Annotated in this window: 11 protein-coding genes; 4 read left to right on the forward strand and 7 right to left on the reverse strand. The window is 65.7% G+C overall.

Going from position 1 to position 11,525, the window contains the following annotated elements; genetic code table 11:
- Nucleotides 1–98: 98 nt before the first annotated feature.
- The 6 genes from ACQR13_RS10050 to ACQR13_RS10075 form a co-directional block, all read right to left on the reverse strand.
- The gene (locus tag ACQR13_RS10050; protein ID WP_316164359.1) at nucleotides 99–803 is read right to left on the reverse strand and encodes an ABC transporter ATP-binding protein; all 705 of its coding nucleotides are present in this window, start codon (nucleotides 801–803) and stop codon (nucleotides 99–101) included.
- Nucleotides 787–1,518, reverse strand: coding sequence for an ABC transporter ATP-binding protein (locus ACQR13_RS10055; protein WP_316164358.1), 732 nt, complete (start codon nucleotides 1,516–1,518; stop codon nucleotides 787–789). Before ACQR13_RS10055 ends, ACQR13_RS10050 begins: the two co-directional genes overlap by 17 nt.
- Nucleotides 1,515–2,519, reverse strand: coding sequence for a branched-chain amino acid ABC transporter permease (locus tag ACQR13_RS10060; protein ID WP_315715790.1), 1,005 nt, complete (start codon nucleotides 2,517–2,519; stop codon nucleotides 1,515–1,517). The genes ACQR13_RS10055 and ACQR13_RS10060 overlap by 4 nt, the downstream gene beginning before the upstream one ends.
- Nucleotides 2,519–3,397: a branched-chain amino acid ABC transporter permease gene (locus ACQR13_RS10065; protein WP_315715789.1), complete on the reverse strand. Its 879-nt coding sequence runs from the start codon at nucleotides 3,395–3,397 to the stop codon at nucleotides 2,519–2,521. The genes ACQR13_RS10060 and ACQR13_RS10065 overlap by 1 nt, the downstream gene beginning before the upstream one ends.
- Nucleotides 3,398–3,544: 147 nt before the next feature.
- On the reverse strand, nucleotides 3,545–4,789 hold the full coding sequence (locus tag ACQR13_RS10070) for an ABC transporter substrate-binding protein (RefSeq protein ID WP_316185167.1): 1,245 nt from the start codon (nucleotides 4,787–4,789) through the stop codon (nucleotides 3,545–3,547).
- Between the two features lie 81 nt (nucleotides 4,790–4,870).
- Nucleotides 4,871–5,689, reverse strand: a complete 819-nt coding sequence (locus ACQR13_RS10075) for a putative hydro-lyase (protein WP_316185165.1) — start codon at nucleotides 5,687–5,689, stop codon at nucleotides 4,871–4,873.
- A gap of 113 nt (nucleotides 5,690–5,802) precedes the next feature.
- Between ACQR13_RS10075 and ACQR13_RS10080 the strand changes: the two genes are divergently transcribed.
- From ACQR13_RS10080 to ACQR13_RS10090, 3 genes are all read left to right on the forward strand, one after another.
- Nucleotides 5,803–6,765: a LysR family transcriptional regulator gene (locus ACQR13_RS10080; protein ID WP_315715785.1), complete on the forward strand. Its 963-nt coding sequence runs from the start codon at nucleotides 5,803–5,805 to the stop codon at nucleotides 6,763–6,765.
- Nucleotides 6,762–8,012, forward strand: coding sequence for a Zn-dependent hydrolase (locus tag ACQR13_RS10085; RefSeq protein ID WP_434862791.1), 1,251 nt, complete (start codon nucleotides 6,762–6,764; stop codon nucleotides 8,010–8,012). The genes ACQR13_RS10080 and ACQR13_RS10085 overlap by 4 nt, the downstream gene beginning before the upstream one ends.
- Before the next feature lie 252 nt (nucleotides 8,013–8,264).
- On the forward strand, nucleotides 8,265–9,176 hold the full coding sequence (locus ACQR13_RS10090) for an NAD(P)-dependent oxidoreductase (RefSeq protein ID WP_434862792.1): 912 nt from the start codon (nucleotides 8,265–8,267) through the stop codon (nucleotides 9,174–9,176).
- A gap of 314 nt (nucleotides 9,177–9,490) precedes the next feature.
- Here ACQR13_RS10090 and ACQR13_RS10095 read toward each other — a convergent pair whose 3' ends face one another.
- A complete protein-coding gene (locus ACQR13_RS10095) occupies nucleotides 9,491–10,564 on the reverse strand; it encodes a tartrate dehydrogenase (RefSeq protein WP_316185162.1) in 1,074 nt (357 codons plus the stop codon).
- Between the two features lie 158 nt (nucleotides 10,565–10,722).
- Between ACQR13_RS10095 and ACQR13_RS10100 the strand changes: the two genes are divergently transcribed.
- Complete coding sequence (locus ACQR13_RS10100; protein ID WP_316194547.1) at nucleotides 10,723–11,499, forward strand: SDR family oxidoreductase; 777 nt, start codon at nucleotides 10,723–10,725, stop codon at nucleotides 11,497–11,499.
- The last annotated feature ends 26 nt before the right edge of the window (nucleotides 11,500–11,525 follow it).

Genomic DNA, 11,525 nt, shown 5'->3' on the forward strand with positions numbered 1-11,525 from the left:
CGCAGCGACGCGATCCAGGGGCCTCGGACGGGACTCTAGATGGCTTCGCTACGCGCCGCGAACACAACGACGCAGAGCAGGCAATTGAACATATCGCCTCACAGCCCCAAATACGCCTTCCGCACATCCTTGTTGCCGCTGATCTCCGCTGCCGTGCCCTGCATCAGCACGCGGCCGGTCTGGAGGATGTAGGCGCGGTCGGCGATCTCCAGGCATTCGGCCATGCGTTGCTCGACGATCAGCACGGTCATGCCGGCGTCGCGGATGCGCTTGACGGCCTGGAAGATCTCGTCGACCAGCTTCGGCATGATGCCCTGCGACGGCTCGTCGAGCATCAGAAGCCGCGGCCGGGTCATCAGAGCGCGGCCGATCGCCAGCATCTGCTGCTCGCCGCCGGACAAGGTCTCGGCGCGCTGCTCGAGCCGCTCGGACAGCCGCGGAAACAGTGTGAATACGAAGTCGAGCGGCTCCTCGCGGTTGGCCTCGCCGCGATAGAGATAGCTGCCGAGCCGCAGATTGTCGCGCACCGAGAGCCGCGGGAACAGCCGGCGGTTCTCCGGCACATAGGCGATGCCCCTGGCCGTGATCAGGTGCTGCGCCATGCCGTCGATGCGGCTGCCGTCGAAGGTGATGCTGCCGGCACGCGGCCGCTCGGCCCCGGCGATCGACTTCAACAAGGTCGACTTGCCCGCGCCATTGGCGCCGGCGACGCAGACGATCTCGCCCTTCTCGACATCGATCGAGATATTCGAGATCGCAACCAGGCCCTGATAGGCGGTGGTGATGTCACGCACCGACAGCATGGCGGTCTCCGAGATAGGCGGAAATGACTTTGGGATCGCGGACGACGTCCGTGGGCTTGCCTTCGATCAGCACCTTGCCGAGATCGAGCACGATGGCGCGATCGACCAGCGGCATCACGATCTCCATGACATGCTCGACCATCAGCACCGTGATGCCGGTGTCGCGCACGCGGCGCACGAGCTCGACGCCCTTCTGTGACTCGACCGGCGTCAGGCCGGTCAGGACCTCGTCGAGCAGCAGCAGCTTCGGCTCAGTGGCGAGCGCACGCGCCACTTCCAGGCGCCGCTTCTCCGAAGGCACGAGATCGCTGGCGAGCACATCGGCGCGGGCGCCGAGGCCACAGAACTCCAAGACCTCATGCGCCTTCCGCCGCGCCTCGCGCATGTTGGTGGTGCGGACGAGCGCGCCGACGATGACGTTCTCGATCACCGTCATGCTTTCGAAGCTTTTCACCACCTGGAAGGTGCGGCCGATGCCGCGCTGGCAGCGTTCGGCGGCCGGCAGCGCGGTGACGTCCTCGCCGTCGAAGATGATGGCGCCTTCGGTCGGCTTGAACGCACCGGCGATCAGGTTGAACAAGGTCGACTTGCCGGCGCCGTTCGGACCGATCAGGCCAACGATCTCGCCATGCCCCACCTTGATGGAGACGTCGGAGTTGGCGGTCAGGCCCGAGAAGCGCTGGGTGATTTTACGGGTTTCCAGCAGCGCGGTCATGACGCCACCGCCTCTCTCGCGGGCTGAACGGCCGGCTTCGGCTTGCGGGAGAACAGGCTGACCAGACCTTGCGGCCGCGCCAGCGAGATCGCAACGATCAGGCCGCCATACACGATCAGGTCGACGCCGCGGCCGGAGCCGCCGATGAAGGAGCGGGTCAACTCGGTCAGCGGGATCAGGATGACCGCGCCCAGCATCGGTCCCCACAGCGTGCCGATGCCGCCGAGCACGGCCGGGAGCGCCATCAAGAGCGAGAACTGGAATCCCATCACGCTTTCAGGATCGATGTAGGACACGAACTGCGCATAGAAGCTGCCGCCGATCGCGACCAGGAAGGCCGAGACGGCCGCCGCGCCCATCTTGGAGTTGAACACGTCGACGCCGAGGCTCTCGGCGGCGACCGGGTTGTCCTTCACCGCGCGCCACCAATAGCCCCACTTCGAATCCTCCAGCCACCAGGTCACGAACCAGGCGACGCAGGCGAGCACGAGTGCAAAGTAGAAGTACGGCAGCTTGGAGCGGGTGAACTGGAAGGTCAGCCACGAGTCACGCCGCACCGGAATGTCGATGCCGAGTGCCGCCCCCGCCCAATCCCAGTTCTGGAACAAGAGCAGCGTGATCTCGGCGATGACGATGGTCGCGATGACGAAGTAATGGCCGCCGAGCCGGAAGCAGGGATAGCCGAGCGCCATGGCGATCAGCGCCGAGATCAGACCGCCGGCGAGCATGCCGAACCACGGCAGCACGCCGAACTTGGTGAACAGAATTGCGGTGGTGTAGGCCCCGAGCCCGAAATACAGCGCGTGCCCGAGCGAGATCTGGCCGCAATAGCCGGACAGGATGTTCCAGCTCTGCGACAGCGCCGCGTACATCAGGGTGAGCACCATGATGTTCTGGACGTAGACGTCCTTGACGAAGAACGGCACGACGGCGGCGATGGCCGCAAGGAAGGCGGCGAGGACGAGGTCGCGCCGACGGCGTTGGATGAATGCCTTGTCCATCAGATCGATCCGAACAGGCCGCGCGGGCGGATGAAGACGACGAGGAGATAGACCCCGTAGATTCCGACAGTCTTCAGCGACGGCGGCAGGATCAGCGTGGTGATGGCCTCGACGAGGCCCACCACGATGCCGCCGGCAAAGGCGCCGAATACGCTGCCGAAGCCGCCGAGCGCCACCGTCACATAGGCGATGGTCGCGAACGACGCGCCGACGTCGGGAAAGACATAGAAGAAGATCGCCATGACCGCACCGGCAAGGCCGACCAGCGCCGCACCAAGGCCCCAGCCGAGTGCGAACACCTTGTTCTTGTCGATGCCGACCAGCGCCACCGCGCCGGCATCCTCACGCGTCGCCTCCAGCGCGCGGCCGAAATCGGTGCGGTGGATGAAGAAGTACAGGCCGGCGAAGGCGGCGATCGCAATGAGGGCACCGACCAGCTGCGGCTGCGGCAGATAGATGCCGGCGATCGAGATCGTCTTGCCGCCCAGCCAGGAGTGCGGAATGCTGCGATAGTCAGGGGTGAAGAAGTACTGCGCGACACCGCGCATCAGCACGGCGAGACCGAAGGTGGAGAAGATCTGCACCATGCCGGTATTGGCCTTCGCCCTGACCGCAAATCTGACAATCAGAAGATAGACCACCGCGCCGAACACGAAGAGAGCAGCGGCCACGATCGGCGCCGACAGCAGCGGATCGAGCGCGAAATAGGCGAACAGGAAGAAGGTCGCGTACATCGCGATCATCAGGAACTCGCCGTGGGCGAAGTTCACGACGTCCATCAGGCCGAAGATGAGCGCCAGGCCGACGGCGATCAGCCCGTAGAGCAGGCCCATCAAGAGGCCGCTGGCGAGACTTTGGATGATTGTTTCTGCTGTCACTTCACTTGCTCCCCGTCATTGCGAGCGAAGCGAAGCAATCCAGACCTTCTTTGCGGCCCCTGGATTGCTTCGTCGCTGCGCTCCCCGCAATGACGGAGCACGACAGATGCTCCGCCATGGTCTCCCCGCCCCTCGGGCCGAAGACGCTTACTTCATCGGCCAGGTGGCTTGGGCCACCGCGGCCTGGGTCGGGAAGATGGTGACGAACTTGCCGCCGACATATTGCAGCAGCACCGGATCGGCGTCGTTGTTCTGGCCGTTCTCGTCGAACTTCACCCGCTTCCACGGCATGATGGTCTGCTCGCCCGGCATGTCGGTCGCGGCCAGCGCGTCGCGGATCTTCTCGCCGTCGGTGGACTTGGCGCGGTTGATGGCGTCGGCCATCACGATCAGGCCCATGAACTGGCGCGACGAGTAGTCGTTGAAGTCCTTGCCCGACTTGGCCTTGAACATGTCGTTGATCTTGCCGACCATCGGCCGCTTGGCGGCGAGATCGAGCGAGAACGAGCCGCGCGAGATCACGCCTTCGAGCTTGTCGCCGACCGCGTCATACAGCGCCTTCTCGGAGAAGCCGGCGTCCTGCGCCACGATCGCATTCGGCTTGTAGCCGAGCTCGGCCATGGTCTTGACCAGCAGGATGCCGTCCGTGGTGTAGCTCGACGGCATCAGCACGTCGGCATTGGCGGCCTTGAGCTGCTGCACCTCGGCCGACAGCGACGGCGAGTTGGCGCGGTACTTGATGTCGGCGACGATCTTGTAGCCGCGCTCGTTGGCGAGCTTGAGCTGGGCATTGCTCGAATCGGTGCCGAAGATGGTGTCCTCGTGGAACAGGGCCAGCGTGTCGATCTTGGTGCCCTTCTTCTTCATCGCGTCGAAGAAGTCGAACATCGCCTGCGAGAACATCTCGTCATGCGGGGCGGCGCGGAAATAATACTTCAGGCCGCGGCGATGCAGGCTCGGCGAGGAATTGTCGGCCGACAGATACGGGATCTGGTAACGCTCGCAGATCTGGCTCGCCGTCACCGCGACGGCGCTCTGATAGGAGCCGATGACGGCTGCGACCTTCTCCTGGGTGATCAGGCGCTCGGCCTCGGCGCGGCCCTTCTGCGGGTCGGCCTGGTGGTCGGCGAACACCAGCTTGATCTTGGCGCCGCCGAGACTAGGCAGGCCTTCGGTGCGGGCGAGCGGCAGATCGAAATCATACTTGCCGTTGATGATTTCCGCCGCGGTCTCGAACGCGCGCTGCGCATCGACGCCGATCTGGGCGCTGGCGCCGGAGAACGGATAGATGACGCCGATCTTCACTTCCGACGTCTGGGCGCGGGCGGCGATCGGACCGAGCGCAGCGGCGGCGGTGGCTCCAAGCAGGACGTTTCGGCGCGTGATGGTCATGGCAAGATCCTCTGATGAAAGCGCATCGATGAAGCGGTTGAGGTCGACGGTAAAGGCTCAATGAGCAGCATGGCTGCCTGATTAGAGGACGGCGAGATCCTTGTTCTTGAGATCGGTGATCAGCATCAGGCCCGGTGCGTGGGTGATGGCGAAGGGCAGCCTGGCCGCAGCGATGACCGCCTGCGGCGTCACCCCGCAGGCCCAGAAGACAGGAATTTCGTCGGCGCCAACCGGCACCGGGTCACCGTAGTCCGGCTTGCTGATGTCGGCGATGCCGATCTGGTCGGGATGGCCGAGATGCACCGGCGCGCCGTGCACGGCGGGAAAGCGCGTCGTGATCTGCACCGCGCGGATCGCCTGCGCCGGCTTGAACGGACGCATCGACACCACCATCGGCCCCGCGAACGGCCCCGACGGCGTGCAGGCGATGTTGGTGCGATACATCGGCACGCGGCAGCCCTGCTCGATGTGGCGGATCGGCAGGCCGTCGGCCATCAGCGCCTCCTCGAAGGAAAACGAGCAGCCGAGCACGAAGGCGACGAGGTCGTCGCGCCAATGCGCCATGAGATCGGTCGGCTCCTCGACCATCTCGCCATCGCGCCAGACGCGATAGCGCGGCACGTCGGTGCGGATGTCGAGATCGGCGCCGAGCGCCGGAATGTGCGGATTGCCCGGATCGGACATGCCGATGATCGGGCACGGCTTCGGGTTGAGCTGGCAGAAGCGGTGGAAGGCGCCGGCGTACTGCTCGGGGATAACAGCCAGATTGCCCTGGACGAAGCCGTTGGCGACGCCCGCCGTGCTCCAGCCCCTGCCCGCGCGATAATCCAGGCGGGCCCGATGGCTCGGGAGAAGATCCGTCTCGCCGGCTGATTGCTGCACTGCCGCAGAAACAGTCATTTGTGCCACTTGCCTAATATCTCGACAAACTCACTGAACATCAGCCATGCTATAAAGTCTAATCTTCGTTTTTAATCAGGATCGATAAGACAAATTGATCCGAGCGGGGCGCGATGCTGGATTTCCGTTCCATCGAGACCTTCCTCTGGGTCGTGAAGCTTGGCAGCTTCCGCGGCGCGGCGCAGCGCCTCAATACGACCCAGCCCGCCATCTCCCAGCGCATCGCCCAGCTCGAGCGCGAGCTCGGCGTCAAGCTGCTCAACCGCGATCATCGCGTGGCGTCCCCGACCGCGAGCGGCCGGCAGATGCTGGTCTATGCCGAGAAGCTGATCGGCCTGCGCGCGGAGATGCTGGCCGAGGTCGGCGACCGCTCGGCGATGCGCGGCGTGCTCCGGCTCGGCGTCGCCGAGACCATCGTGCACGACTGGCTGCCGCGGCTGATCAAGAGCGTCAACGAGAGCTATCCGAATCTGTCGCTGGAGATCGAGGTCGACGTCACGCCCCATCTGCACGCGCGGCTGCTGGCGCAGGAGATCGAGCTCGCCTTCGCGCTGGGCGCGCCCTCCGAGTCCGGCATCCGCAGCCGCGTGCTGTGCGACTATCCGATCAGCTTCCTCGCCAGCCCTGCCCTCGGCTTCGGCACGGGCGTGGTCACCGCCGAGCAGATGGCGCGGTTTCCGATCATCACCTTTCCGCGCAACACCCAGCCCTATGACAACGTGCGTTCGCTGTTCAACCGCCCGCATCTGCCGCCGATGCGGCTGCACGCCAGCGCCTCGCTGGCGACCGTGATCCACATGGCGGTCGAGGGGCTCGGCGTCGCCGTTATTCCGGCCGCGATCGTCGCCAACGAGATCGAGAGCGGCCGCCTGCAGGAGTTGAAGACGGACCTGAGGATTCCACCGCTGACCTTCACCGCGAGCTGGCTGTCGTCGCCCGAGATGATCGCGATCGAGCGCGTCGCCGAGCTCGCAGTCCGGACGGCGCAGACGGCCAGCCATCCCTCTGCATCGGTTGACGGGCTCGTCGCGGCGCGCGATGGACAGGATGCCGGAGTACAGGGAATTCAAGCATGAGCCGCGCCGTCACCAATCTGCAGATCGATTCCGCCCGCCTCTGGGACAGCATCCACGAGACCGCCAGGTTCGGCGCCACGCCGAAGGGCGGCGTGCGGCGGCTGACCCTGAGCCAGGAGGACAAGCAGGTCCGCGACTGGTTCCGGAAAGCCTGCGAGGATGCCGGGCTCGAAGTGCGCGTCGACACGCTCGGCTCGATGTTTGCACTTCGCAAGGGGCGCGACATGGCGAAGCCGCCGGTCGGGCTCGGCTCGCATCTCGACACCCAGCCCACGGGCGGCAAGTTCGACGGCATTCTGGGCACGCTCGGCGCGCTGGAGGTGATCCGCACCCTCAACGACGCCGGCATCGAGACCGACGCGCCGCTGTGCATCGTCAACTGGACCAATGAGGAAGGCTCGCGCTTCGCGCCGGCGATGATGGCCTCGGCCGCCTATGTCGGCGACTTCACGGTCGAGGACATTTTGTCGCGGACAGATGCCGCAGGCATGACCGTGGGCGCGGCGCTGGACGAGATCGGCTATCGCGGCGCGACCGCCGTCGGCACGCAGAAATTCTCCGGTTTCGTCGAGCTGCATATCGAGCAGGGTCCGATCCTGGAGGCCGAGAACAAGACCATCGGCGTGGTCGACCACGGCCAGGGCGTGTTCTGGTACGACGGCAAGGTCACGGGCTTCGAGAGCCATGCCGGCTCGACACCGATGCCGCTGCGCCGCGACGCGCTGCTGGCGCTGTCGGAGTTCGCGCTCACCCTGGAGCAGATCGCGCTCAAGCTCGGACCGAACGCGGTCGCGACCATCGGCGAGGCCGTGATCGCCAATCCCTCGCGCAACGTGATCCCCGGCGAGATCGCCTTCACCATCGACTGCCGCAGCGCCAACGCCGAGACGCTGGAGGCACTCGATGCCAGCCTGCGTGCGGCGGCGGGTGAGATTTCGAAGAAGCGCCGCGTCGAGATCGCGATCGACCAGGTCTGGCGCAAGCCGCCGACGCATTTCGATCCGAAGCTGGTCGATGCCGTCGAGCGCGCCGCCGGCACGCTCGGCTATTCGCACCGGCGCATCACGTCGGGAGCGGGCCACGACGCCTGCAATCTGAACACGATCATGCCGGCCGCCATGGTGTTCGTGCCCTGCAAGGACGGCATCAGCCACAACGAGCTCGAGGACGCGACGCAATCCGACTGCGCCGCCGGCGCGAATGTCCTGCTGCACACCGTCCTGTCGCTGGCGGGCGTGGCGTCGTGATGGGCTGCTTCAATCGGCTCCGCCGAACTATTAGTCGTCAATCATAGACCTCAATCGCGCGGGCACACTGAGCTCCCCTCCCCCCCGCCGCAATCGCACAGCGATTGTCGGCAGCGGGGAGGGGTCGGGGGCGGGGGTCCGCACGGGCAATCTCGCCCGGAGCCCCCCTCCCCAGCCCTCCCCCACAAGGGGGGAGGGAGCGCATCTGTGCCTGCGCAGCCACTTCGCATCCTTCGTAAAGGAGACCCTCACATGCGCGGAGTATTCATCGACGCCAACGAGTCGCTTGCCGAGATATTCGAGCGGCAGCGCAAATCGGGCGATCCCGAGATGCGCGTGCATCTCAACCCCGACATCAAGCCGGAGGACTGGCCGGCGATCCTCGACGGCGCCGAGATCGGCGTGGTCGATCACACCGCCCTGCCCACCGAGGTCGCGAAGCAGTGCAAGGGCCTCAAGCACGTCGTCTTTCTCGGCACCGGCGCGCGCAGCTACATGAACCCCGAGGAGCTTAGCCAGCTCGGCATCACCGTGCATTTGATCAAGGGCTATGGCGACACGGCCGTGGCGGAGGCCGCGATCGCGCTGATGTGGGCCTCGGCGCGCGGCATCGCGCAGATGGACCGCGAGATGCGCGCCGGCAACTGGCTGCGCGACGACGGCATGCAGCTGACCGGCAAGACGCTCGGCCTGATCGGCTTCGGCGGCATCGCCGCCGAGGTCGCGCGCATCGCGTCGGGCAGCGGCATGAAGGTGATCGCCTGGAACCGCTCGCCGAAGAGCCATCCGGGCGTCGACTTCGTCAACCTCGACACGCTGCTGCAGCAGAGCCATGTCGTCTCGCTGCACCTCCTGCTCAACGACGAGACCCGCGGCTTCCTGTCGCGCGAGCGCATCGCGCAGATGCGCAAGGGCGTGATCTTCGTGAACACCGCCCGCGCCGCCATCATCGACGAGGCCGCGATGATCGACGCCCTGCGTGCCGGCCACATCCGCCACGCCGGCCTCGACGTCTTCAACACCGAGCCGCTGCCCGCCGGTCACGTGCTGACCACGATCCCGAACGTGACGCTGTCCGCGCACTCGGCCTTCCGCACCCCGGAGGCGAGCGAAAACCTGATCCACGCCGCGTGGGAGCACTGCCGGCGGGTGGCGGCAGAGTAAACGCTCTCTCCTCCGTCATTGCGAGCGAAGCGAAGCAATCCAGAGTCCCGCGGCGACCCTGATTGCTTCGTCGCTGCGCTCCTCGCAATGAGGTTGTTGGTCGAGCTGTCGCCTAAACTACCACTGTCGTCCCGGCGAATGCCGGGATCATACCGCGTGATTGATCGAGAGCGGACGGTGGCAATCGCGTAGGGCGGATTAGCGGAGCGTAATCCGCCGTCGTCCAGCAACGATTAGTAAGGCGGGTTACGCCCCGCTAACCCGCCCTGGCTATGCAACCCGGCGTTCGCCGGGAGCGACAACAATAGCTGTTCCTAGTCCACCATCTCCGCGACCGCCTTGCCGCACGCCTCGGTATCGGCATTGCCGCCGAGATCGCGCGTGCGCAAGGTGCGCTCGGCGAGCGTGCGCTCGATCGCGCCGACGATCGACTGCGCCGCGGTCTTTTCGCCGAGATGCTCCAGCATCATCGCGCCCGACCAGATCATGCCGATCGGGTTGGCGATCCCCTGCCCCGCGATATCGGGCGCCGAGCCGTGCACCGGCTCGAACACCGACGGGAAATGGCGTTCGGGATTGATGTTGCCCGACGGCGCGATGCCGATGGTGCCGGTGCAGGCCGGGCCGAGATCGGACAGGATGTCGCCGAACAGGTTGGAGCCGACGACGACGTCGAACCAGTCCGGGTGCAGCACGAAGTTCGCGGTGAGGATGTCGATGTGGTACTTGTCCCACTTCACGCCCGGATAGTTCTTCGCCATCGCCTCGACGCGCTCGTCCCAATACGGCATCGTGATCGAGATGCCGTTGGACTTGGTCGCCGAGGTCAGATGCTTCTTCGGCCTGGACTGTGCCAGCTCGAAGGCGAACTTCAGGATGCGGTCGACGCCGGTGCGGGTCATCACCGTCTGCTGCGTCACGAACTCGCGGTCGGTGTCCGGAAACATGCGGCCGCCGACCGAGGAATACTCGCCCTCGGTGTTCTCGCGCACCACCCAGAAATCGATATCGCCGGGCTTGCGGCCAGCCAGCGGCGACGGCACGCCGGGCATCAGGCGCACGGGCCTGAGATTCACGTACTGATCGAACTCGCGGCGGAACTTGATCAGCGAGCCCCACAGCGAGACGTGGTCCGCGATCTTGGCCGGCCAGCCGACGGCGCCGAAATAGATCGCGTCATGGCCGCCGATCTGCGCCTTCCAATCGTCCGGCATCATTTGGCCGTGCTTCTCGTAGTAGTCGTAGCTCGAGAAGTCGAAATGGTCGAACTGCACGGCGACGCCGTGCTTCTTGGCGGCGGCCTCGATCACGCGAATGCCCTCGGGCATGACCTCCTTGCCGATGCCGTCGCCGGGAATGACTGCGATGCGATAGGGCTTCTTGCTCATCGAGCGGATCCTCAGATGGTGCTGCCGGACTGTCCCGGCTGAAATCGTCGACGCCTGAATGGACCAAACGGCCGGGAAGCGCAACGCTGCGGTGCAAGATTGACCGCATGGCTGACGCGCCCGACAATCCGGTCTCCCTCCCCTCAGCGAGCACCTCCATGGACCTTCATCTGCGCGGCAAGCGCGTTCTCATCACCGGCGCGTCCAAGGGAATCGGCGCCGGGGCGGCCGAAGCCTTTGCCGAGGAAGGCTGCCACGTCCGGCTCGCTGCGCGCAGCGGCGATCGCCTTTCCGCCCTGGTCGAGCAGCTCCGATCGAAGCACCAGATCGATGCAGCCGCGCATGTGGTGGACCTGCGGAAATCCGAAGACGTCGCGCGGCTGGCGCAGGAGGCGTCCGACATCGACATTCTCGTCAACAATGCCGGCGATATTCCGGGCGGCGCGATCGACAAGATCGACGAGGCGGCCTGGCGGCATGCCTGGGACCTCAAGGTGTTCGGCTTCATCAACCTGACCCGGCTGGTCTATGCCCAGATGAGAGCGCGCGGCGGCGGCGTGATCATCAACGACATCGGCGCGGCCGGCGAGAAGTTCGACGTCAACTACATCTGCGGCAGCGCCGGCAATGCGGCGTTGATGGCCTTCACCCGCGCGCTCGGCTCCAAGAGCCTCGCCGACAACATCCGCGTCGTCGGCATCAATCCCGGGCCGGTCGGTACCGATCGCCACGTCAGCCTGCTCAAGACCCGCGCCCGCGATCTGTTCGGTGACGAGAGCCGCTACACGGAATTCCAGAAAAGCCTGCCGCTCGGCCGTCCCGCGCATGTCAGCGAGATCGCCGACCTGATGGCGTTCCTGGCCTCGGACCGTGCCGGCTACACCTCCGGCGTGATCTATACCGTCGATGGCGGCATCAGCGCAGGGTGGGGTTGATCGCCGCGACCTTTCCACCTCAGCCG

It is taken from the genome of Bradyrhizobium sp. HKCCYLRH3059, assembly GCF_051168035.1.
GTDB lineage: Bacteria > Pseudomonadota > Alphaproteobacteria > Rhizobiales > Xanthobacteraceae > Bradyrhizobium.

What these genes read in the sequence shown, in the direction of transcription:
- ACQR13_RS10050 (WP_316164359.1), bottom strand. Translation starts at nt 803, where the DNA reads ATGCTGTCGGTGCGTGACATCACCACCGCCTATCAGGGCCTGGTTGCG.
- ACQR13_RS10055 (WP_316164358.1), bottom strand. Translation starts at nt 1,518, where the DNA reads ATGACCGCGCTGCTGGAAACCCGTAAAATCACCCAGCGCTTCTCGGGC.
- ACQR13_RS10060 (WP_315715790.1), bottom strand. Translation starts at nt 2,519, where the DNA reads ATGGACAAGGCATTCATCCAACGCCGTCGGCGCGACCTCGTCCTCGCC.
- ACQR13_RS10070 (WP_316185167.1), bottom strand. Translation starts at nt 4,789, where the DNA reads ATGACCATCACGCGCCGAAACGTCCTGCTTGGAGCCACCGCCGCCGCT.
- ACQR13_RS10075 (WP_316185165.1), bottom strand. Translation starts at nt 5,689, where the DNA reads ATGACTGTTTCTGCGGCAGTGCAGCAATCAGCCGGCGAGACGGATCTT.
- ACQR13_RS10080 (WP_315715785.1), top strand. Translation starts at nt 5,803, where the DNA reads ATGCTGGATTTCCGTTCCATCGAGACCTTCCTCTGGGTCGTGAAGCTT.
- ACQR13_RS10085 (WP_434862791.1), top strand. Translation starts at nt 6,762, where the DNA reads ATGAGCCGCGCCGTCACCAATCTGCAGATCGATTCCGCCCGCCTCTGG.
- ACQR13_RS10090 (WP_434862792.1), top strand. Translation starts at nt 8,265, where the DNA reads ATGCGCGGAGTATTCATCGACGCCAACGAGTCGCTTGCCGAGATATTC.
- ACQR13_RS10095 (WP_316185162.1), bottom strand. Translation starts at nt 10,564, where the DNA reads ATGAGCAAGAAGCCCTATCGCATCGCAGTCATTCCCGGCGACGGCATC.
- ACQR13_RS10100 (WP_316194547.1), top strand. Translation starts at nt 10,723, where the DNA reads ATGGACCTTCATCTGCGCGGCAAGCGCGTTCTCATCACCGGCGCGTCC.